This is a genomic window from Dyadobacter sp. CY326, assembly GCF_021390515.1.
GTDB lineage: Bacteria > Bacteroidota > Bacteroidia > Cytophagales > Spirosomataceae > Dyadobacter.
This window is the reverse complement of the sequence record NZ_JAJUXI010000008.1, coordinates 207,375-230,603: the sequence shown is the minus strand read 5'-3', so window position 1 is coordinate 230,603 and position 23,229 is coordinate 207,375. Positions and strand designations below refer to the sequence as shown.

20 protein-coding genes are annotated in these 23,229 nt (G+C 45.3%); 9 read left to right on the top strand and 11 right to left on the bottom strand.

The features are described from left to right. Positions 1-71 precede the first annotated feature (71 nt). Positions 72-2,153, top strand: a complete 2,082-nt coding sequence (locus LZG73_RS17430) for a glycoside hydrolase family 127 protein (protein WP_233852902.1) — start codon at positions 72-74, stop codon at positions 2,151-2,153. Positions 2,154-2,267: 114 nt separating this feature from the next. After that, positions 2,268-2,696 (top strand): response regulator, encoded by a 429-nt coding sequence (locus tag LZG73_RS17425; RefSeq protein WP_233852901.1) that lies wholly within the window; start codon positions 2,268-2,270, stop codon positions 2,694-2,696. 46 nt (positions 2,697-2,742) lie between these two features. Here LZG73_RS17425 and LZG73_RS17420 read toward each other — a convergent pair whose 3' ends face one another. Continuing rightward, positions 2,743-3,954 (bottom strand): ATP-binding protein, encoded by a 1,212-nt coding sequence (locus LZG73_RS17420; RefSeq protein ID WP_233852899.1) that lies wholly within the window; start codon positions 3,952-3,954, stop codon positions 2,743-2,745. Next, positions 3,945-4,751, bottom strand: coding sequence for an alpha/beta fold hydrolase (locus LZG73_RS17415; RefSeq protein WP_233852893.1), 807 nt, complete (start codon positions 4,749-4,751; stop codon positions 3,945-3,947). Before LZG73_RS17415 ends, LZG73_RS17420 begins: the two co-directional genes overlap by 10 nt. Before the next feature lie 83 nt (positions 4,752-4,834). Here LZG73_RS17415 and LZG73_RS17410 point away from each other — a divergent pair, with 83 nt between their 5' ends. Together LZG73_RS17410 and LZG73_RS17405 are read left to right on the top strand one after the other, a co-directional pair. Then, positions 4,835-5,425 (top strand): hypothetical protein, encoded by a 591-nt coding sequence (locus tag LZG73_RS17410; protein ID WP_233852891.1) that lies wholly within the window; start codon positions 4,835-4,837, stop codon positions 5,423-5,425. Positions 5,426-5,519: 94 nt separating this feature from the next. Then, positions 5,520-5,975: an SRPBCC domain-containing protein gene (locus tag LZG73_RS17405; RefSeq protein WP_233852890.1), complete on the top strand. Its 456-nt coding sequence runs from the start codon at positions 5,520-5,522 to the stop codon at positions 5,973-5,975. Between the two features lie 33 nt (positions 5,976-6,008). Here the strand turns inward: LZG73_RS17405 and LZG73_RS17400 are convergent, their stop codons facing one another. The 3 genes from LZG73_RS17400 to LZG73_RS17390 all read right to left on the bottom strand — a co-directional run bounded on the left by LZG73_RS17400 (position 6,009) and on the right by LZG73_RS17390 (position 11,028). Further along, positions 6,009-6,971, bottom strand: a complete 963-nt coding sequence (locus tag LZG73_RS17400) for an endonuclease (protein ID WP_233852886.1) — start codon at positions 6,969-6,971, stop codon at positions 6,009-6,011. Between the two features lie 233 nt (positions 6,972-7,204). Beyond that, positions 7,205-10,270: a two-component regulator propeller domain-containing protein gene (locus tag LZG73_RS17395; RefSeq protein ID WP_233852884.1), complete on the bottom strand. Its 3,066-nt coding sequence runs from the start codon at positions 10,268-10,270 to the stop codon at positions 7,205-7,207. After that, a complete protein-coding gene (locus tag LZG73_RS17390) occupies positions 10,255-11,028 on the bottom strand; it encodes a LytTR family DNA-binding domain-containing protein (protein WP_233852879.1) in 774 nt (257 codons plus the stop codon). The genes LZG73_RS17395 and LZG73_RS17390 overlap by 16 nt, the downstream gene beginning before the upstream one ends. Positions 11,029-11,423: 395 nt before the next feature. Here LZG73_RS17390 and LZG73_RS17385 point away from each other — a divergent pair, with 395 nt between their 5' ends. Together LZG73_RS17385 and LZG73_RS17380 are read left to right on the top strand one after the other, a co-directional pair. Then, positions 11,424-11,900 (top strand): type VI secretion system tube protein Hcp, encoded by a 477-nt coding sequence (locus LZG73_RS17385; protein WP_233852877.1) that lies wholly within the window; start codon positions 11,424-11,426, stop codon positions 11,898-11,900. Between the two features lies 1 nt (position 11,901). Then, on the top strand, positions 11,902-12,756 hold the full coding sequence (locus tag LZG73_RS17380) for a T9SS type A sorting domain-containing protein (protein WP_233852876.1): 855 nt from the start codon (positions 11,902-11,904) through the stop codon (positions 12,754-12,756). 20 nt (positions 12,757-12,776) lie between these two features. On the opposite strand, the gene LZG73_RS17375 is transcribed toward LZG73_RS17380, so the two are convergent. Further along, on the bottom strand, positions 12,777-15,173 hold the full coding sequence (locus LZG73_RS17375) for an ABC transporter permease (RefSeq protein WP_233852874.1): 2,397 nt from the start codon (positions 15,171-15,173) through the stop codon (positions 12,777-12,779). Positions 15,174-15,489: 316 nt separating this feature from the next. Between LZG73_RS17375 and LZG73_RS17370 the strand changes: the two genes are divergently transcribed. Both LZG73_RS17370 and LZG73_RS17365 read left to right on the top strand, forming a co-directional pair. Continuing rightward, entirely contained in the window at positions 15,490-17,907 is a 2,418-nt protein-coding gene (locus LZG73_RS17370; protein ID WP_233852869.1) for an ABC transporter permease, read from the top strand. A gap of 76 nt (positions 17,908-17,983) precedes the next feature. Then, positions 17,984-18,523 (top strand): hypothetical protein, encoded by a 540-nt coding sequence (locus tag LZG73_RS17365; protein ID WP_233852866.1) that lies wholly within the window; start codon positions 17,984-17,986, stop codon positions 18,521-18,523. Between the two features lie 81 nt (positions 18,524-18,604). Here the strand turns inward: LZG73_RS17365 and LZG73_RS17360 are convergent, their stop codons facing one another. The 3 genes from LZG73_RS17360 to LZG73_RS17350 form a co-directional block, all read right to left on the bottom strand. After that, positions 18,605-19,237, bottom strand: a complete 633-nt coding sequence (locus LZG73_RS17360; RefSeq protein WP_233852864.1) for an OmpH family outer membrane protein — start codon at positions 19,235-19,237, stop codon at positions 18,605-18,607. An 86-nt stretch (positions 19,238-19,323) separates the two neighbouring features. Further along, positions 19,324-20,010, bottom strand: coding sequence for a hypothetical protein (locus LZG73_RS17355; RefSeq protein WP_233852862.1), 687 nt, complete (start codon positions 20,008-20,010; stop codon positions 19,324-19,326). Beyond that, the gene (locus LZG73_RS17350; RefSeq protein ID WP_233852861.1) at positions 19,985-20,542 is read right to left on the bottom strand and encodes an RNA polymerase sigma factor; all 558 of its coding nucleotides are present in this window, start codon (positions 20,540-20,542) and stop codon (positions 19,985-19,987) included. The genes LZG73_RS17355 and LZG73_RS17350 overlap by 26 nt, the downstream gene beginning before the upstream one ends. Positions 20,543-20,657: 115 nt before the next feature. On the opposite strand from LZG73_RS17350, the gene LZG73_RS17345 reads away from it, so the two are divergent. Continuing rightward, on the top strand, positions 20,658-21,698 hold the full coding sequence (locus LZG73_RS17345) for a nucleoside hydrolase (RefSeq protein ID WP_233852859.1): 1,041 nt from the start codon (positions 20,658-20,660) through the stop codon (positions 21,696-21,698). Positions 21,699-21,731: 33 nt separating this feature from the next. Here the strand turns inward: LZG73_RS17345 and LZG73_RS17340 are convergent, their stop codons facing one another. Both LZG73_RS17340 and LZG73_RS17335 read right to left on the bottom strand, forming a co-directional pair. Further along, a complete protein-coding gene (locus tag LZG73_RS17340; RefSeq protein WP_233852858.1) occupies positions 21,732-22,406 on the bottom strand; it encodes a DUF429 domain-containing protein in 675 nt (224 codons plus the stop codon). Between the two features lie 90 nt (positions 22,407-22,496). Further along, positions 22,497-23,201, bottom strand: coding sequence for a DUF2490 domain-containing protein (locus tag LZG73_RS17335; RefSeq protein WP_233852857.1), 705 nt, complete (start codon positions 23,199-23,201; stop codon positions 22,497-22,499). Positions 23,202-23,229: the final 28 nt, after the last annotated feature.

The following is a 23,229-nucleotide window of genomic DNA, read 5'->3' as shown; positions in this document are numbered from 1 at the left end:
ATTAAATTAAACCGTACCAGTTCGTACCAGTTTGAAACATTTTCTATACATTTGAAGACTAAAAAATGGATATGAAAAAGCATTTAATACTCCTGGCGCTGGGTCTCGGCTTGTTTTCAAACGTGGTGTTGGGACAAACGAACGGGACGGTTCCAAAGCATTTGACACAGCTGAAACAAGTGCAAAACACAGTCATCAATGATCCGTTCTGGAACCGGAAGTTCGCATTGTGGAGCACAACCACGGCAACGGACGTACTGGATAAATTTGAAGGAAAACACCTCAAATCTCCCGAGGAACAAAAGAAAAACAATGTTCTTGAAAATTTCGATAAGGTTGCAGCTGGCAAAAAAGGTCAGCACGCAGGCCTGCCCTGGTTTGACGGGCTTATTTACGAGTCGATCCGCGGCATAGGTGACCTGGTGGGACAGTATCCAAATCCTGCATTGCAAGCCAGATTGGACAACATCATTGATCGAATCGACGCGGCCCAGCAGGCTGACCCAAATGCATATCTAAATACCTACACCGACCTGATGGAACCCGGCCACCGCTGGGGCGACAATGGTGGATTTTTGCGGTATCAGCATGATGTGTACAATGCCGGAATGCTGGTGGAAGCGGGGGTGCATTACTACAAAGCGACCGGGAAAACGAAGCTTTTGGGCGTCGCGACGCGATATGCGAATTATATGTCAGGTTTGATGGGCGCACCGCCGAAACGCAACATTGTTCCCGCACACGCCGGACCCGAAGAGGCGCTGATCAAGCTTTACTGGCTTTATAAGGAAGAGCCCGCATTGAAGCAGAAAATGAATGTTCCGGTGAATGAGCAGGCCTATTTTGACCTGGCCAGGTTCTGGATTGAGAACCGGGGAAATCATGTGGGTTACCCGCTTTGGCTCAGCTGGGGCAATGATAAATCGGAAGCCTGGATCAAGGCGCAGAAATATAAAGAGGGTAACGCAGGAGCAACAGCGCGGCCAACCTGGGGCGACTATGCACAGGATTCGATCTCTGTTTTTAAACAAAAAACCATTGAAGGCCACGCGGTAAGGGCTACTCTGCTCGCATCCGGGATCACCGCGGCAGCATTGGAAACCCACGAAGCACCATATATGCTTACGGCCGACCTGCTTTGGGATAATATGACGGGGCAGCGAATGTTTGTCACCGGCGGCGTGGGCGCAATTCATGATGATGAAAAATTCGGGGCAGATTATTTCCTGCCAACGGACGCATATTTGGAGACCTGCGCCGCAGTAGGAGCAGGCTTTTTCAGTCAGCGGATGAATGAGCTGACCGGAAATGCCAAGTATATGGACGAATTTGAACGCGTACTTTATAATAATGTGCTCACCGGCGTTTCGCTTTCGGGCAAACAGTACACTTACCAAAATCCGCTGAATGCGCACAAACATTCGCGGTGGGAATGGCATTCATGTCCGTGCTGCCCGCCGATGTTCCTGAAAATGGTGTCGTCACTGCCTGACTTTATCTATTCTTCGGCCAAAGACCGTGTGTATGTAAACCTGTTTATAGGAAGCAATGCTATGGTACAACTCGCAGATAATAAACAGATTAAGATCGAACAAAAAACGGAATATCCCTGGAAAGGAAACATTAATTTGGTTTTAAACCCTGACAATGAAACGGAGTTCAGCCTGATGCTGCGGATTCCGGGCTGGGCGAGGGGGAAGGAAAATCCGATGGACTTATATCGCTCCGATCTGGCCGCACCATTTACAATCCGGGTCAACGGAAAACCGGTAAAGGCGACGCTTGAAGATGGTTATGCGGTGATTAACCGGAAATGGAAAAAGGCGGATCAGGTAATGCTTGAACTGCCCATGAAACCGCGTATGATCACGGCCAACGAGCAGGTAAAAGATTTAAAGGGCATGGTTGCGCTCGCATCCGGGCCGGTTATCTATTGTCTTGAAGCTGTTGATAACGCTGGTTTGGATTCACTCGGAATTGCTGCTGCGCCGATGAAGCTGGAATTTCGGAAAGACCTGTTAAATGGCGTTAACATTGTAAGCGGCAGTGCGGTTGCGAAGGATGGAAAGAAATCCAGTTTTCAGGCGGTGCCTTATTATGCGTCGGGAAACAGGGAAGGGGCGGGTTATAAAGTTTGGGTGCCTAAAAAATAGACAGCTTATATTGCTTTACAATTCCGTTTCTCAGTCAAGAATTCGTTTCCAATGCCCCTTACATAGTGGAGGGGCATTATTTTTTATGGACTGATTTTTTAATATTTGATCATTATGAACAAAAGCGGCACAATCATTATCATAGAGGACGATCCGGATGACCAATTCGTCTTTGAGGAAGTTTTTCGCGAATTGGATTACCCCAACCAAAGGATGTATTTCGCCGATGGACTCAAGGCGCTTGATTACCTTTATTCGACCCCGGATCGGCCATTCATCATTATTTCTGACGTGAACCTGCCTAAGCTCGATGGCCTGGAACTAAGGAAAAAAGTTCAGACCGACGCTGAGCTGAGCCTTAAATGTATTCCATATGTTTATTTCACAACAGCAATCAATCAACAGGCAGTCATTGATGCTTACAGCACTTCTGCGCAGGGATTTTTTGTGAAACCGAGTAACTTCGATGAGATCAAGGAAACAATTAAGATCATGATTGAATATTGGAAGAAGTGCGCCGCACCTAACAATTTCAATCGCTGAATCTCTGATTGGAATATTGATAGCGTGAGAACGCGCGGCCTGAAACTTACCCCTGTAATGCAGTCTGGTGAAGGGGCACAACGATTACGATGGTCGTGCCTTGCCCAATGACGGACTTCGCTTTGATCTTTCCATAATGCAGCGACAAAATCTGCTTGCACAATGCAAGCCCAAGGCCAGAACCGTTTGTGTCGGCGTTTAATTTATTCAACAGGCCGAAGATATATTCATTGAACTGGTCATCAAATCCAATGCCGTTGTCCGCAAACTCGATTTTGATGTGATCGATATATTTGTATTTGGACAAGTGGTTCTGATACGCGTTCTCTTCAATGGCAACCCCTGTGACCTGAATGGTCAATTCACGATCCGGATGTTTATTTTCAATTGCATTTTTAAACAATTCAACAAAAAGTCGCCGGAATTGTGATGCTCTGCCTTCAAATTCCGGCAGGTTGCCCGTGACCAAATTGATTTCGGGTGAGTACCCGTCCCTTATCACCTGGTTCCGCGCCTGCACCAAAAGCTCGTTTGCATTGAGCATTGTTACCGGATCGGCGGCCTTGCTTATTTGCACGAAATCAAGCAATGAGCCTGTGAGGAATCTTAAACGCAGAATGGATTTGTTTATCACCGCCAGATGCATTTCATCATCTGCATTTGCAAACTTGCCCTTGCTTTTCAACTTATCAAAGAAAAGACTGATTTTGCGGATCGGCTCCTGCATGTCGTGCATGAAGACTTTTCCCATTTGAAGATATTCCTGGCTGTGCTCCCGCAGGATCGATATTTTCCGGTCCAGCTCAAATTGATTTAATTCGAGCTCATCGCGAAGCTCGTTCAGCATGGCATTTTCCTGTTGGGCCTGCTGGTGACGTCGATTGGTTTCAAGGAGCTGCTCCTCATATTTTTGCCTTTCCCAAACCGGTGCAAACACGCAAATGTAACTAAGCTGTCCATTATTAGTCGTTGCATTCGCATTGACCATCACAGGAACCGGACTGCCACTTTCGGACTTGAGTGTCAGAAATATTTCGTTTGCCTGCCCTTTTAATCTGAGTAATGGGAAAAAATGTGTCTGATAAAAAATGCGGCTTGATATGGTAAGAAGCATTTCCAGGCGTTGTCCTACAATGTTTTCTGCTGGATTATTAAGCAGTAAGCCTAATGTGCGATTGGCGAATGTAACTGTGCCTGCCTCATCAAAAACAACGCAGCCGCAGGGCAATTCCTGTAATATGTGTTCCGCTATTTCCAAGGATTGTTGGTAAGAAATTCGCTCATAAGCTCTATTGTCTCACCGGGTGCGCTTAAATGGGGGCAATGTCCGGTGGCCTGCATTAGTTTATATTCGCTATTGCTTATCTGGCGGTGTAAAAATTCGCCAACCTGAACCGGCGCAATGATATCTTCCGAGCATTGCAGGATCAGAACCGGATGCCTCACATTAACCAGGTCTTTTCTATTATCGGAAAGAAACGTGACCCGGGCAAATTGTTTTGCGATTTTGGGGTCGGTTGAGCAGAAGCTTTCAGTCAACTCTGCGCCCAGTTCTGGCCGTTCCTGATTTTGCATGATGGCAGGCCCAAGAAAGTTTGACCAGCCGATGTAATTTTTTTCCATCATTTCCAAAAGCTCCTCGATGTCGGTTTGCTTGAATCCTCCCGTATATTTTTCATCGTCGATATAACGGGCAGATGGTCCAATAAGGATCAGACTATCAAACAGTTCCGGCGCTTTGACAGATGCAAGCACGCCAACCATGCAGCTTACCGAATGGCCAACAAAAATGCATTTGGACAACCCAAGTTCATGGCAAACATCCAAAAGATCTTGAACATAACCGTGCAGGCTATCGTAACGTTCGGTGTTATACGCAAGCGCATCCGAGCCGCCGCTCCCGACGTAATCAAACAAGACAATTTTATAGTCGTTTTCGAATGCGGGCCAAATGTAGCGCCACATATGTTGGCCGCAACCGAAGCCGTGCGCAAAAACCATAGGCTGTGATCCATGGCCAAACACTTTTACATTATTCCTGCTTATTACGTCCATTCCTAGGGTAAAACCCAAATATAGCTATTGATTTTTTGTAAATTTCTTCTGACCTTATAATTCAGCTTTAACCGCATTCTGCTATGAGGAACATCTTACATATAAATTCCACTTTTGACTGGACAAAGGATTCACTGCTGTTTTTGAAACGCAACTTTCTCACCATCCTGCTGCTTGGACTGGTAGCCGGACTTGGGAGGGCCGCGCAATTAAGGGCTTTTGGCGAAATTCCAGCCTGGCTGGACGTTTCCCTTGAAGTTATCATCCAGTCGGCGCGGTTACTGACTTTCGTTTTTGCACTTGGGCTGAACAATTTTAAAAGTGGCGTGAAACGAATCAGTGCAGCGCTTTTGCAGAAATCGGGTGGCCTCAGCAAACGACAAATCGCATGGCATAAGCTAAAAACACATTGGAAAAAACTGCTTTGGAATATGGCAGCGCTTCTTGCGATGTCATTTTTGATCAACTTATTTATTGACCACATTGCCTATGAGACTTGCATGTATGTCAGTTTGCAAAAGCGTGGGATTATCAATGTCAATGCATCTGAATGGACCATCATCTTGTTTCTTAAAAACATTTCTGTGATCCCGCTGACATTGGTTTTCAATGCAATGTTTGTGTTGTGGTTAACCAACAAGTTGCCGAGCCATTTAAGCAAAGCCGTGGATTAAGCGGCGATGATGTGCTTTTGTCCAAAATCAATGTCTTTCTGGGAAATAGGGTGTCAGATTGGGGTATTTTACTAACTTTTGAAAAAATGCTGATATGGAAACCGCAAAACTGACTGCAAGAGCATCAATCCAGATACAAAAAAGTCCTCAGGCGGTTTACGAAGCAATTGTTGATCCTGCGTTGATGTCCAACTATTTTATCTCAAAAGGAAGTGGGATCATGGAGGAAGGGCAAACGGTTATATGGCGCTTTCCAGAGTTCGATATGGAATTTCCGGTCGAAATTGTCAAGACAGAAAAGTTTAAACAAATACATTTCATCTGGGGACAGGGAGATCAAAAAGCACTTGTTGAAATCGCGCTCGAAGCATTTAAAAAGGATACAGTCGTTAAAATAGTGGAGCATGAGCCCGCCAGGAATGAGGCAGGCATATCCTGGGCGATCGGGCAAACAGAAGGCTGGTCCTATTTCCTGGCCGGATTAAAAGCTTTTTTGGATCACAATGTGAGGCTGCGCGAAGGCGCTTTTGCATATCGATTTGTCGGTTAATGTCAAAAAAGGCAGCGCGCACTTGCCTGACATTCATTCCCGTCCATCCTGGCAACAATCAGGAGCCATGCGCCATTCAAAGCGTGCGCTCACTGGATGGTGATCGGATAACGGTCGCCCTTGCGCATCATTAAAAATTTGATTTTCAAAATGATAGGAGAGTGGCGTCAGTTCTATGGTTTCGCTGCTTCGGTAAAGTATTTTATCAATCGTTTCGTTCATTTCACCCAGGGAGAGAATGTTACTCATAGGCTCCTGGTCTGACTGGACCGGGTAATTGCTTTTGCAAACCTTGTCCACCCAGACATCTTGCAATCCATTTCTTGTATTGAGCAGCTGAATGTTGTCATATGCATAACTATAATGCCCGTTCAGATCGCCCATGACGATCACTGCATTTTTGCCGGAGTGCGCGGCAATGTAATTGGAAAGCTGTTCCATGTTGCGCCGTCTTGCAGCGGCAGCGCGTAGGTTGTTGTAAGCATTTGCGTGCACATTATAAAAGTCAACAAACACGTGAGGAGCCACTTCAATCTTGCTGTATGTAAAGCCTTTTGGAGTCAGGCAATCGGCACCCGCACAATCGTCCCATGGAATCCGGGTCAAATCGTGAATTGGATAGTTGGAAAGCGTGTTCAGGCCATCGCCAAACGGAATTCTTCCTTTTGGGCTGCTTTTGAATAAATGGTTGTTTCCATCACTGACAAGCTGATTGTGATAGTTGAAATCTTCCTGCACATGGACAATTTCAAAACGGTTCAATCTTTGTCCAATCTCTGAAATACTCGAAGGTCTCTCCGTTTGCGCACTCGAAATAATGGCAGGCAAACCCGCGATGTTGTAAGTGACCATCGTGAACTGCCCTTCTTGCCTGGGATAAGTTGAATTTGTGAAGTTGATCCTTTCCACGCCAGCCGGCAAAGCCTGGCTTATGTGTTCGGAATTCGAGCAGGACATCATGAAGACAAGTCCGAGCATTGCGACTGTGATATGCATTAAGCTAAATGTTTTGCTGATTAAATCTGGCGCAATTTGAAGCCCATGCTCACAGCTTTAAAATAAAAGCCTACGAGTCGCACAAATTCCAAAACCAATGGCTATCGACGGCTGATCAGACGTTTTCGGCCATCGCCCGATTTGTATAATTCACATTCATTGGAAGTGCATTATCAGACCGCTGACATTCATCAGGGATAGCGTAATAGGCTCAATGGAGGATGGTCGCGCTGTTAAAGAAGCGGGACTTTTACGCAGAATTGCGTCGCCGTCTCAACCACTTCAATGTCGTGTTTGCTGAGAAATTTATACAGCGATTTGAGGCTGTCCAGGCCCTGCTTGTTAGAGGTTTCAACGAAGCTTTTTTTCTGCAAATCGTTTGCAACGCAAAGCCTTTCCTGCTCGGTGTAAATCCGGATGTTAAGCGGACTTTCTTCGTCGAGCGTATTGTGCTTGATCGCGTTTTCAAGCAGGTTCTGAATCGTAACCGGCACAATGCGGAACGACAAATATTCGGGCGACACCTGGATGCTGATTTTCAATGCATCTTCAAAGCGAGAGGTTTGCAGGTCGATGTAATGCTGGGCAAACTGCAATTCATCTGCCAGTGTCACCAGTTCCTTGTCCTTGTTTTGCAGGATATAGCGGTAAATGATCGACAGCTTTCGTAAAAACTTGGACGCTTCCCTGGGATTGATGGTGATGAGGCTGTTTAGCGAAGTCAGACTATTAAATAGGAAGTGTGGATTGAGGTGATTAATCAAATTTTGATACTGAATTTCCTTCATATCCCGCTCCAATCTTGTCGTCTGGACTTGCAGGCGGTGCACCCGGGCAGTCTGGCGGGCTTTGTATTTGAAAAATACCCACGCAAGCACAAATATGAGGATCAGAATAACGGTCCAGAACCATGTGGTTTCATAAAAAGGTGCGTCAATGTGAATGACCAACTCGCTAATGGGGGTCTGATAACCGCTGGCAGTGATTGCTTTAACCTGAAATTTGTAATTGCCGCCGCTTATTTTGTTGTAAACCACGCTCGTCTCTGTTCCGGCCAGTTTCCAGTCATCATAACCATTTAATCGATAATGATATTGAAGCGATGGTCCGGATGCTGGTGCTAGCGCGGCAAATTGGATTGCAAAGCTGTTATCATCTGAATTGAGGTTCAAAGCCGGTTTTTGGCCATGCAGTAAATAGGAAGTGTCACCGATACTGACCTGACTAATCAAGATCTTCTCACTGACTTTTGAGGGTTTTGAAAACACCTTTTCCGGGGAAAATTCGACCAGATAACCCCGTAAAGCGCTTAAAACATGCCCGCTATTTAAAAGATAAAGTCGGTTTTCATAAAGAATGTCGGATTCATTAAATGGCAAGGCAAATTGAATAAACTGCTTTTTTCGCGGTGAATAAACGGAAAACTGATTGAATGCGCCCACCCAAATGTTGCCCGAATGATCAGGAAGGGCATCCTGATTGTGATCATAGGCCAAACCATCACTTTCTGTAAAGCGCTCAAAACGTTTTGCGCTAGGGTCAAAACGAAGCAGGCCATGCCCATTGGAGGCCATCCAGAATGTGCCCGAACTGTCAAGCATGCAGGATGCAATTGTATTGGCAATGGTCGGGTTATAATTCAAATCCGCAGCCGACTGCGCGCTTATAAATTCACCCGTTTCTTTGGACAACCGCGCAAATCCGAACGGAAACATGTGGATCCAGATGTCTCCGTTGCGATCAGCGAGCACGTAGCGCACCACAAATTTTGGGTCATCATTGGCCTGCTGGATCGGGTAACTGCGCCATTTGCCCGTCCGGACCTGATAGCAATGCACCGCCCGGCTCTTTCCCGAAACCCACAGCTCGTCGCCTTTCATAACAAAGCCAAGCATATGGTTCGCCTTCACCTGGGGATAGGGAGCCGAGATGGTCTTGAAGGTTTTATTTTTTTTATCAAAACGATAAATGGCATTTAATGTGCCGATAAACAGGTCATTGTCGTAAGGCAGTATTTTTTCGATCACCCTCACATAAGTGTCAAGCCGGCTGGTTTTGGGTAAATCGTAAATGTCCAGCCGATTTGATTTAGGGTCATAATGTGCGAGTTGACGGTTCGACGTCCCGAGCCACCATGAACCGTCCCGATCTTCATGAAATGCGACGATGCCCAGTCGGTCATTCAGCGAGGGAAGCAGTTCTCCCAGATTGTAAACGGTGTAAAAAGCCTGTTTCGGATTCGTCAACGAAATGCCATTGACGGTCGCCAGCCAGACCGAACCATCGGGATGTTGCCAACCTGCTCGAAAGAAGCTTCCGGCAATGGATAAGTGGTTGGCTTCTTTATGTTCCAGCTCCGATATCCGATATCCGGCGGCAGCATTGGCGAAAAAGTTTGTGTTGTTCCAGGAGCTGATCCAAAGGTTATGCTGCCGGTCTACAAAGATTGTGGCAATGTCAAAAGGATCGGCTTTGATGTTGCTGACCGGTGTTATCTTTTTAATCGCCGTTCGATTGATCAAATCATAGATAACAATGTGCTTTTCAGTTGCATCAGCAAAAACGAGCCGGTTGCCGTCTCGGGCGAGGGAAGTGATGAAATGGCCTTGATAATTCCTGAGCTGGTTATCGTTCGGATAGTCGGTGAATGTTCGGAGCGCCATATCAAAATAGCGCAAACCTTCTTTTTTATCGGCAAGCCAGAGTCCATTGCGTTGCGGATCTTGAACCAGTCCCTGAACGGCAATCCTTGTGGAAACCGTCTGAGGCGTGTCCTGGGCTGAGAATGAGAACCATTCAAAAATGCCTGTTTTAATGCGATAGCAATATAAACCTGCATAATAGCTGGTGAACCAGATGTCGCCGTTGCGATCGGAAAGGATGTTTGTACATAAACCCAGTTCTCTGCCATTCACGGAAGTAAAACTCCTGAAACGACCGGTTTTCTTTTCATAAAAGCCGATCCCCCTTTCAACCGCCATCCATATGTTGCCCGCCTGGTCTTCACAAAGTGCGTGTATAGTATTGTGTAACAATGAGTTTGTATTGCTTCGCCGGTTTTTGAAACGCACGAAATGGCTGCCATCGTAACGATTGAGTCCATCAAATGTGCCGACCCACAAAAATCCGTCGCGATCCTGTAAAAAACAGCTGACCTGGTTGAAAGACAAGCCGTCTTTTTGCTGAATGTGGCGAAATTCAAATTGTGCGTCGCGTGACTGCGCGCAGATCCAATGTGCCAGGCAAAGCAGGTAAATTGTCAAAAGACCTGTAAATGAATGCTTTATTTTTCCAGCCATTTCTTAAATGCTGGCGCCTTGTCCCGGCTGATTTCTACATTGAACCGGTGGTTAGGCTCTTTCAACCCCACGCTTAATTTCAAATTGGCCATGCCTTTGACTTGTTTAACGGCACCAATGCTGATGATGCATTGCCGATTGGCGCGGTAAAATTGATCGGGGTCAAGCAGCAGCTCAATTTCATCCATTGTTTCATAGTCCACCACAAAACGCTCTCCGGCATTATTGACCAAAAAATTCACCTGATCCCGTATGAAGCAAGCGATGTCGGTAACCTGGACCGGGATCAAACTGTTGCGGGCTTTTCCCAAAAAATGCTCTTTAAAAGTCGGTTTTGTCACGCCTTGCACATTCAGTAAACCGAGTAACTTGGTAACGTCAAAGGGTAGGTTCACTTTCGATTTAATGAGGGATTGAGCCTTGGTTATGGCTTTCCTGAGCTCGTCCCAATCGACAGGTTTAAGCAAATAATCGATCCCATTCACCTTAAAGGCCTGAATGGCGTATTCGTTGTAAGCAGTCGTAAAAATGACGGGACAGGAAAGGTTGAATTGCTCAAAGATCCTGAAACTGACGCCATCCGCCAGTTGGACATCCGCGAAGATCAGGTCCGGCTCAGCATTCTCTTCAAACCAGCGCAATGCTGTTTTTACACTGCCCACAGTTCCAATGATCTTGATATCGGAATTTACTTCGGCAATGCTGGCGGCCAGTTCAAGGGCAACCAATTTTTCGTCTTCAATAATGAGCGCGTTCATCAATGTGCGGTGTCAAATCTAATGTTGTCGTAAGTTTTTGATCTTCTGATTTGATCGTAATGTGGCGTCATTAAAGCAGATTATCAAAAAAAGTGATTTCAATTGAGCAATTCAAGGATCGAAGGGTAGGAAATCGGCATTCAATCGTAAAAGAGCCTCACCGGATCATTGCTTTTACAAACATGCGGCTCGTTGACGCTCAGCAGCATACGCCAACTGATTCAAAACGGTTCATGCCAAAATCAGCGGGATTAATCATTCAAATTCAGCAACTGAATTTGATTTTTTTGATGAGGGCCTTTTTGTCGATCAATTTTACCACAGTTGTGCAGGATTGCTTCAATCTCTCACATTTAATACAAAGATTTTTACTCACAAAACAATCTCTAAATTTTATGAAAACAAATCACGTTTACCTGCTTTTATTCTTTTTATCATTGATTTCAGTAACGAGCCAGGCACAGGAGATTTACTTCTATTCTTCTTCCATAACGCAAGGAAAAGGCACCGGCGCTCACGTTGACGAAGTAAAGCTGACCAGCGAGGCAGGCGGCATGTATAACGATGCAGGCGGCAAAACGCATTTTCTTCCATTTACTATTACAAAAAATTTCGATGCATCCAGCACGGAGATTATGCAATTCGTGGCTTCGGGGAAAGTGGTCATGGAGGCTGAAATCCGGTTTTACAATGGTTCATCGCTGGTGCTAAGCTATCTCCTGAGGGCAGTGAAGATCAACTCTTACGAACAGGCAAGTGCAGAGGGATGCCCCAGCTGTCCGACGGTTGTCGAAACCATTCAAATTAACTACCAAGGATTAAAAGTCGGTTCCTTTTCCTGGAATGCCGCAACCAATTCAAGCACATTGTGATATGGCTGGATCTCCGTTAATTAAGTTTTACGCGGCATTGCTGGTGGCGCTCTGTTATTCCGTCGCCTGCGTGTATGGCGCACAGTTACCTGCTGGTGATTCCGCGTCATATCAGAGCAAGGTCGTCCGATATAAGTCGCCCGTTCAGCTCAAAGTTGAAGCGTTGCGGGCGAGCGGCACCGCCGGTTATATGGATCAAAAGTATGGTGCCAAAAGCGGCCCTTCCCGGTCACAAGCTGCCCAGCGCACTGTTGCGGATTGTGGAAATGGCTATCTGTGCAATGGCAATCCCATGCCTGTTACGCTCATTTCTTTCCATGGCAGCCGGATCGACGCGGGCCACGTGAACCTGGCTTGGGAAACATCTTCCGAGACGAATAATCAGGGATTTGATGTAGAAAGGTCATCAGAATCGATTCGGAATTTTGAGAAGATCGCATTTGTGGATGGCGCGGGCGATTCCAATAAATCCAGGGACTACAAACTCACAGATATCAATGCCGAAACCAATGTTACTTATTACCGGCTGAAACAACTCGATTTCGACGGCACTTACGAATATTCGCGCATTATCGCTGTCCAGGGTTTTAAAGAGCAATTTTCGGTGGTTGCCGTTCCAAATCCGGGAAGTCAGCAAAGTATGTTTTTGAAGGTTAATGGTGCAAAAAGCAATGAGGTTAATGTCGCGATTTATAACCAGTCGGGATTACTGATGCACCAGGGTCAATCGCTGAAACTGACTTCTGATAATCAGATCCCGCTCGCACAAATGTCCACGCTTGAAGCAGGATTGTATCTGGCCAAAGTCATCGCGGGCGACCAGCAGGCGACAGTAACATTTGTGATTGCGCCATAATGAGTGCGGTTCTAAAAACACTATTCGTTTTGCAAGCTTTTCACAGGATTCAGCAATGCAGCTTTAATGGCCTGAAAACTGACAGTGATTAAAGTGATCATGAGTGCAGTGAAGATTGCCGCAGCGAAAATCCACCACGAAAGCGCAGTTCGGTATGTGTAATGTTGCAGCCAATCATGCATCAGATAATAAGCGATAGGGGTGGCTGCGACGCAGGCGATCAAAACGAGGATTACAAAATCTTTTGCAAGCATTTGCCACAGTTGTGTGATTGAAGCGCCGAGGACTTTGCGAATGCCGATCTCCTTCTGACGCTGTTCGGCAAAAAAAGTCGCTAAGCCAAACAGACCTAGGCAACTGATAAAAATTGCCAGCGAAGCAAATGTGGCCGAAAGCTGACCGATCCGTTCCTCAGCTTGAAACTTTCGGTCATATTCTTCGCTGGCAAACTTGTATTCAAATGGACTTCCGGGATTGTATTTCTTAAAAACGGGTTCAAGCTTTGCAAGAGCTTGTTTCGCGCTCAAATTCGGATTCAATCGAATATGGATAAATGAAGCCCAGTCTTCTTTCAACATAAAAACGGTAGGCTGAATGGGCATAAAGGGCGATCCCGTAACCACATCGTTGATCATTCCAATGATCGTATATTGATCGCCATTCCATTGAACGGGCGTGCCGATGGCGTCTTTAAGTCCCATAAAATTGGCGGCACTTTCATTAATCACCATTCCCAGGCGATCGCTGGAAAACTTGCGCGAAAAATCACGGCCCTGTTTGATTTGCCAGCTGACGGTCTTTCCATATTCATGAGTGACGCCTACGGTCCCGAGGTCGCCGAGCTGGTCGGGGTCTTTTCCAGGCCAGCTGAAACTGGCGTCGCTGCTCCACACTTCGGAAGTCGGACTTGAAGACTGGGCCATATTTAATGCGGCGCCCGTTTCAAGCAAATCCTGACGAAGCGCCTTCGCATGTGCGCGCAGATCAGCCGTGTTCATTGCAACAGTCATTAGTCCTGCACGGTCAAAGCCCACGGGCCGGTTTTTGGCATGCTGGATTTGTCGAAGCACAACCAATGTGCCGATGACCAGGGTGATCGACACGGTAAACTGAATGATGACCAGCGTTTGTCGTGGCAGGGCAGCGAACCGCCCGGCATGTATTTGAAGCGAAGACCCGGCGGCTTTAAGCACTGTCACCGGCCGGAAGCGTGATAAATAAATAGCCGGATAACTGCCAGCCAGCAGGCCAGTGACCAACGTAAAGCCCAAGCCTGCAAGCCAGCTTATTTCATTGTCCCAAGGGAAGCTGATTTGCTTGTCAGCCAGCTGGTTAAACCATGGAAGTAACAATTGTACAAGTAGCAATGCAGTTACAAAAGCAAACATTGAAACCATGATCGATTCACCAAAAAACTGCGTGATCAGCTGACTGCGCAGCGAGCCAACCGCTTTACGAATGCCGACTTCTTTGGCTCGTTTTTGCGACCGCGCCGTAGACAAGTTCATAAAATTAATGCAGGCTAGCAGCAGCACAAATGCGCCAATAATGCCAAATAACCAAACGAACTGGATCCGTCCCCGGACTGGCACGCCGTTATCCCATTCGGAATATAAATGCCAGCGGCTCATGGGGTGAAGAAATGCCTTGGGATTGAACCTTGCTTCCTCTTTGGCATGGCGCGACTTTATGTTTTCGATCTTGGCGCTCACCTTTTCAAAACTGGTGTTAGGCGCAATTTGAACCAGTAATAAAAAGGAATTGTTCCCCCAGTTCGTCTCTGAGCGCTTTACCCAGGGTTCTTCCTTCAAAAAATAGCTCCACGGCAGCAGAAAAGTCACTTCCCGAAATTCTGCGCTATATGGAATATCTTCGTAAACGCCCGTCACTTTAAAGTAGTTTTTATTATCCACTTTAATGGTCTTATTGATTGGATCTTGATCACCAAATAATGCGTTGGCAACCGATTCCGAGAGTAGGGCAGCAGTAGGATTATCGAGCCCGGTTGCCACGCCCTTCACGATCCGCAGTGACATCATGGAGGGAAAAGCCGGCTCGACACAATTGCCTTTCCTGGAAATTTGTGTCTCGCCGAATGATAAAATATGGTCTTCTGTCCATGAGGAAGATGCAATATGTGTGAATTCGCTTGCATGTTCATTTTGTAAAGCCGCCCGCATGGGGAGGGGAGTCGCGACGGTCGTGCTGGTGATTCCGTTATAGGTTTGGTGCTGCATAACCCGCCCAATGCGGTCGTAATGCCGGTGATATTTGTTATAGGAAAGCTCATCCCACATCCACAAACTGATTAGTATCGCCGTCGTCATTCCGACAGACAAGCCTACAATGTTAATTGCTGAATAAGTGCTGTTTTTCGAGAGGTTGCGAAAGGCAATCTTCATGTAGTTTTGGAGCATATCAGTTAGGCTTTTTCGTGGATATTTCTGGAAGAATTTCTTCAAATGCACCCGAATCAAGTTCGTTTCATCTCATGCATTGAATATGTAAATGTTTAATAAATACCTTACCATAATTGCAAAGTGCCCTGGCAAGGAATCGAAGGCAATCCGCGATCAATAGCCGTTCGATAGCGCACATGTCGGCGTTCGGTTATGGACAGTTTTCGATGAGGATAATTGAAATTGGATTGCTGACTATTCATGCGAATTGTTTAATTACATTAGTAAGTTGCTTGCACGGTCGCGTTTTTAAGAGAATCAAAATGTTTGCGCTATGATCAAAAATTATTTCCTCATCGGTTACCGCAATTTCAGGAAGGGGCGTCTTTATTCTTTTATTAATCTTTCGGGGCTGGCCGTTGGCTTATCGAGTGTGATGCTGATCATTGCCTACATTGGCTATGAGCTTTCTTTTGACAAACATTTTCCGCATTCGGACCGGATATATCAGCTTGTGATGGAGTCGCGGGCGACTGATCCGATTGAAAGGACTATGCAAACGCCGGAGCCGCTCGGAAAGACATTGGCTGTGGAGTTTTTCGAAGTTGAATCATCAACCGTTTTGTATCCCTACAAATCGACATATCTGGTCAATAACAAGCCGGTGGAGCTGAATTACATTGTTGTAAATCCCAATTTCTTTGACGTTTTTGATTTGCCCTTCATTAAGGGAAATAAGGCTTTGGCATTGAAAGATGAGTCCAGCGTTGTGCTGAGCGAACAGACGGCGGAAAAACTGTTTCCGAATGCAGATGCAATCGGCAAAATATTGAGCAGAAAATCTCCCCAGGGCGCCATCACTTATTACACGGTGACAGCAGTTGTTCAAAACATTCCTGCAAACACGCATTTCACTGCTGACATCATTTCTTCACATCCGGTTACCGAAAAATCGCTTGATTTTAAGGGCTATTCAGCTATACCACAATATGTTCGCTTCAAGCCCAATGCGGATGTTGCCAAGGTTGAAGCGAGAATGCAGGTTGCTCTCGCAAAGTACAAACTTGGAAAAAACACCCACATCCAGCTATTGCCGGTGACTGACATTCATTTACGCGCGGGCAAAATTTCCGGCTCCAACCTGAATCTGAGCGACATTCGCTATATCTACATCCTGGGCACCGCAGCGCTGCTAATCTTGCTTATTGGCTGTATCAACTACGTCAATTTGACCACTGCACAGGCATTGCAGCGTGTCAAGGAGGTTGGCATTAGGAAAACTTTGGGAAGTGGACGAATGCAGCTTGCGTTTCAGTTTATTGGCGAATCGTTCCTATTTTTCGTTTTCGCCAACGTCTTAGCCGTTGCAATTTCAATTCTCGTGCTGCCCGTTTTTAACGAAATGTTGCAGGTTAACTTGCCCATCAGCAGCCTTTTTGAATTTCAAAATATCTCATTGTTTCTCAGCATTGCATTCGGGGCCGGATTACTGTCGGGCGCTTATCCTGCGCTGTTTTTGAGCCGAATGCAGCCTGCCGGTATTTTGAAAGACAAGAACGGCGGTTTGAAAATCAATTTCAGTTTCAGGAAGGTTTTAATTGTATTCCAATTCAGTATTTCAATTACGCTGATTGTTGCCACGATCATTGTCTGGCAACAGCTTCACTTGTTTCATAACCGACCGTTGGGGTTTGATAAAGATCATTTAATTATTCTCCCATCCATTTATCTTGATTACAAGCCCGAGGCATTCAAAACAAAATTGCTCAATCATCCGAATATTACAGCTGCGAGTCTCGCAGAGCTCGATTTGGGCGATGCGATAGGAAACAAATCCAGTATGTCAGATCCTGACGACAGCACGCGCCGTTTGGAATTCGGGTTTATTTATGCAGACATGGATTTTTTGGAAACAATGGGGATTAAGGTTGAAAGCGGCAGAAATTTTTCAAACAAATTTCCAAGTGATCTTGCGAATTATGATTCCCTTTATTCGGCTTCAACTGACAAACATTCGGACGAACTGCTTTATCAAAAACCGATCATTATAACACAAAGTCTTGCGAAGGCTTTGCATTTAAAAAAACCGGTAAATGAGGTGATAAAACTCGGAGCATTACAAGGGACGGTGGTCGGGGTGGTCAGGGATTTTCAGGTTACAACATTGAAAGAAGCCAGTCCGCTGCTTGTTTATAAGCCAAGGCAGTCCTGGTATAGCACGACGACCTACATTCGGGTGAATAACCAGAACATTCCTCAAAGTATTGCCTACATTGAAAAAACGTGGAAAGAGTTTTTCCCCGAACATATTTTCCGTTATTCATTTGCAGATGACAATTTGCAAAAGCTATATGACTCGGAAAATCGCCTGGCTTCTACTTTCAGCTTATTTGCATTATTGGCCATTGCTATATCTACATTGGGTCTGTTTAGTCTGGCCGCATTGATTGTCAAACAGCGCACGAAGGAGATTGGCATTAGGAAAGTTTTAGGTGCATCGGTTTCAGGAATTGCGCTGCTGCTCTCCCGAGAATTTGTCATTTTGATCCTTATCGGCGCGCTGATCGCTTCACCATTGGCCTGGTATGGAATGAATCAATGGCTGCAAGATTTTGCGAACCGGATAGACATTCAATGGACCGTTTTCGCCCTGGCAGCCGCCGTCGCGTTGCTTACCGGCACCATTACCGTAAGCATTCAAACCATCAGAGCCGCAAATGCCAATCCAATCGAGGCTTTGAAGGTAGAGTGAAGGGGAATAATTCATTTAATGCTGCTTTTGACATAATGACCATTCACTTCAACCGTTTAAAAGCAAACCCAAATGCGTGCTCTTAAGATATTTTCTAATCGTCTTTTTCTGTTCCCAACATGCCGTCGCGCAACCGTATTACACGCGTTTGCGGGGTGCATTGGGTGTTGAGTTATATGGCATTACTCCAAAGGGCGCTGTTACTGCAGAAGCAGCATTTGGCTATTTGAAAAAGTCGTTCTGGGTCGTTCAGGCCGGACTCGGGGCTGTCAATAAAAAGGATTTTCGTAGCCCGACTCTGTCGGCAGCATTAACGCATTGTTTTATTTTAAATGCGTACAAGCGTAATTCCTGCTTTCCCCAGCCTGGCAATTATTTAATTGAAAGTTACCTCGAAACCGGAATAGGAGGTTTAGCGGTGGATCGCTACGATAACGGTATATATTCTGGAAACGACAATCATCGCCTGCTTACGCCATCCGGTCTGGTTGGCTTTCGCTTTAATATGCTGACTAAAAGATGGATTTATATTCTAAAAATACGCTACACTCCGTCGCTAATGCCTAATAACCTTGCGTCAAACGTCGGTGTAGGAGTTGGTTTGGGTTGGCGTTAATTGGTGCGTGAAATGTCTTTCTGATTTTATAATGGGTGTTCCATATATTCAAAATCCCACACATTTTTCTGAACCGAATGATTACTGCTTGCTGTTTTTATTTGCGGGTTGCTTGGGAGGATTTGTTGGGGTGGGCGTGCTAATTGACTTTTCGGATTTAATAGACTCTTCTTGTTGATTTGGATCGACACCTAGTTTTTGCAAAATTAGATTTGTGACATTGTTTTCTTCCGAAGATGCAAACAATATGAAAGGAACGGTTCCTTCGCCGCCATCCATGTTGATGATATAAACGTAGGCATGCTCTTTACCAACTTGTTGAATAGCAGCATTGACTTTTGTTTGAATGGGGGCCATTAATTGCTGCTGTTTATTTTGCAAGGAATACTGGGCTTTGCTCCGCATTTCCTGAATGCGTGTTTGCAAATTTTCCAATTCTTTTTCTTTATCTGCCCGGATAATGTCCGTCATTTGACCGGCCGTTTTCTGATAATTATCGGCTTTGCCCTGAAACTCCTTGATTGATTCGTCAATCGCTTTTTCAAGCTGAGACTTAGTAATTTCAAGTTGACTTTGCATCGCTTTGCTTTCCGGCAATCGTGCTATGACAATATCGACATTTGTATATCCTATTTTCGGTAGTTTCACTGATTCAGTTACCTGGCCGAAAGCTTGGAAATTGATAAAAATCAGCGCGAAAATAAGGCGCAGCATTGTCATGCATTTCATACAATTTGAATTTATTTGAAAGAAAAGAAGCAAATTTGTGAATGCTTGGATTGCTCACATTTGAAGCCAATTTAATAACGCTCGTAATGCAGCTGATCACTATTAAGTTTGTTGGCTAACAAATGCTGATTGACGGTAAGCCAGAAACTATTGTAGTTTGCCTGATTGTCAAGGTGAACACTTAGATTTCGCTGCTCTCGCTCCCGCTGGGCCTGTTCAAACATTTGCAGCAGAGACGGCATTTCTTCATTTTCCAGTTTAGAAATAGGGTTAAATTCTTTCATCAACTGGTCAGATACATAAGTCCTTTGACGTAATGCGTCTTTGGTGTTATTGACGTAATTCTGAACCTCGTCCGCCAATGCTCTCTTGGACTTTATATTAGAACCTGAGAATCGAGATTCGTCTTTTTTGCCACTTATTTTAAAACCATCAGGCTGAGACTTATTCTCTGTCCTGGCAATTGCAATTTCACCAATTTGTTTGTTGGGCAAAGAGGGCGTTTTTCTTTGGGGAATGGCGCTTACTTTGGAATTAATATCAGTGTATTTTTTAATGCTTTCACCTGTCACAATGATATGCAAGATTGCAAAAATGACCACTGCTGCCATGGAATAAGAAAGCACAACCCATCTTTTTCGCCTGCGTTTTCGCGCCTCAAATAGATTCCAGAACTTGTCGGGATCCCAATCCGGGTCAGTTTGATCTGACGTGCCGAGCAGTTCTCTGATTTTATAAGACAAGTCTTCGTTTTTCATAACTCGGATCTAAATCAATAATCCTTTTTTGCAACATTACTTTGGCTTTGCTAAGCTGTGACTTGGATGTCCCTAGGCTAATTCCCAACATGTCGGATATTTCAGCGTGGGAATAACCCTCAATCTCATACAGGTTAAATACTGTTCTGTAACCAATGGGCAAGCCAGCTATAACTTCCAATATTGTATCGGCAGTCAGGTTTTCAATGATAATTTCATCGACATGAAACGTTGCTGCTTCATATTCTTCTAATGTTTTAAAAGGCTTTCCCTTTTTAATGATTGCGAGGCACTCGTTAACAACAATTCTTTTTATCCAGCTTTCAAAAGCTCCCACCGATTCAAACTTGCACCGGCCCATCTTTTCAAGCACTATAAAGATTGAATTCGACACGCTATCTTCTACTTTTCCCTTATCAGAAAGATATCTTCTGGCCGTGCGGTGCAATATTTTCCCATAAGCATCAAAAAGCTTTCGCTGAGAACAGACGTCTTTTTGCTGAGCTTGATGAATAATTGAGAGCGTAATCAATGTCGCTTGCGAATGTTCTGTTGGTAAGAATAATCAAGAGCAACGAAAGGTTGCCTGAGGAAATATTAATTTGTACATTATTTTTGATATTCCTCAATAAGAACTTTAATCCACCATGCCCAAACATCCCACGACCTCCCTTACCAGCACTCTTTTTATAATTGTTCTCTTCCTTGCTGCCTTTCCGCTCCGGGCGCAGCGAGTAAATGTGTTTAAGAACAACCTGGTCCAGCCGAGGATGCGTGTGATCGTTGATAACGATTTTAGCGGGGATCCGGATGGCTTATTTCAGCTTGCGCACCAGTTGCTTTCGCCGTCCGCGGAGATTAGAGCGATTATCGGGTCTCATCTGAAACCGGGCGATGGATTTGATAACTCCAAAACGCAGGCCGATAATGCTGCCGGCAAAGCGAGGGAGTTGCTGAAAATTCTAAATATGGATGGGAGCATTCCGGTGATTGCCGGTTCCAATGTTGGCATGACTAATGACAGCACGCCTGTCAAGAGCAAGGCAGTTGATTTTATTATTAGCGAAGCAATGCGCACCGATACAAAGCTGCCGCTTTACGTTGTTTGCGGCGCCGGATTGACAGAAATTGCAAGTGCTTTACTCACCGAGCCAGCAATCGCATCGCGCATTACGCTGATATGGATTGGCGGTCCCGAACATCCTACGCTCGCTGTTCCGCCACCGAATTTCACGCCGCTGGAATACAACCTGGGGATTGATATCAATGCTGGGAGAGTTGTGTTCAATAAGTCGTCAATCGCACTTTGGCAAATCCCCAGAAATGCTTACAGACAAGCACTTTTGCCATATTCCGAACTGTTAGTGAAAGTCAAAACTAAGGGCCGTCTGGGTGAATATCTGACAACGGCGCTCGAAGCATTGATGGGCAGAATCAGCAAATATGTCAATGTTGGGGAAACGTATATTTTGGGAGATAGCCCGCTCGTGCTGCTAACCGCATTGCAGTCTTCGTTTGAGGCGGACCCTTCTTCAAGCCATTACGCGTTGATCAATGCGCCAAATATTACTGAACAGGGTTTATATCAATACAATCCTAAGGGAAGAAATATTCGGGTTTACGACAGCCTGGATGTTCAGCTTATGTTCAACGATTTTTTTGCCAAGCTGGAACTATTGTATCGATAAAGTCGCGAAGTCAATGTGTCAAATCTGATCAAATCAATATAAAATAGCTGCCCGGTCCCCGACACGCTTGTGTGCGGGCGTGGCTCGAAGATCCTCAGCGCTGGCTCTGATCGCAAGGATCGTCGCGTCGAGAATGTCGTCCAGTTTCAGGTCTTTTCGTTTTGTAATGCGCATGGTTTCAGCAATCACATTGGGGTAATCTTTATCATGAGCTGCAATGATTTTTAACCTGTCGGCAGCGCCTTCCGGACTTGCTTTTTTTGAAAGTAAGGGTTGACCTTGATTAAGAAAGTGAAAGCAAAGTTCCGGGTGTGCTTCAAACAATGGATAACTGGGATGGACAGCGACAAAGTTGATTGCCTCTTTAATCTTATTGCAAATATTCCAGGTCTGTATGGATAATCCTTTGCCAAGATGCAGTTTGTTAAGACGGTTTGCCTCTGCATAGTCGTTCGCATAAACGGCGCTGCGGTGTGGCGTCAGGAAAACTGATGCGCTTTTTTTGGGACCTAAAATTGCTCGCGCGGATATTTCACAAGGGCGGTAAATGTGATCAGCACATTCGAGCGGAATATCGATCAACGCCAATTGCACGGGAACGCGTGGCAGCTCATTCAACGACGGGATTAACGAGTGACTTAGCCTTTTCTCCCCATCGATCGTCGCCACGAGCCAGCCGCTCCGGCATCCATCTAGTCCCAGATACATTGCGCAATTTTCAGTTTCAATTCAATATAGAAATTTTCTTTTTGCGCAAAGTAAAGTTTCAATGCGTCCCCGAACTTTTGCCGCCAAAGATTAAAAACTTGACGTGATCATCAATTGAATCACATTGCTGGACACATCACCTTCAACTTCCCGCTGAAACCACCACATATAACCGACTTCCGTGTCGATTTTATCACTCCATCGATAACCAAGCGATCCCAGGATTCTGTTTTGATCAAAAAATGAATTGTTCAAATGTTGCTTGTGGGAGACGTTCAGGAAAATTTCATCCTGAACATTGACATACATTCCCTTTTGAAAATCTTTCGCAGCGAACAAAGGGATCTGACAGGCAACAAACGCGCGGGATCGTTGAGAAAATAAAAATTCATCTTCCGATCGGATAAAACGCTGCTCGTAACGGGCGCGTCCTGTCAATTCGGCTTTTCCAAGTGTAGTTTTGAAAATAAACTGCTGATAAATCCGGTGCTCGGGCTGAAAGTGACTTCCTGTATCACCTTGCTCCCAGTCGTTTTTCGAAGCATAACCCAGCGCAACAGCACTCTTTTTATTCAAATTATAATTGAGCCCCGAACGCAACAACAAGGTGTTGACCCGTTCAAGCTTGTTACCAGTCCGCACTTGCGCATCAAAAAGCAAATCCCACCGGGAATTAAGCTTTTGGGTATGAGAAACGAAAACCCACCCGCTGGCCGGATTTTGTGCAAAGACCCGAAACGGGTTGCAGCACAGGATCAAAGCAGCGATAAGAATTGCAACATTGTATTTGAACATTCTTTGACGAAAATAAATAAGCAACCTT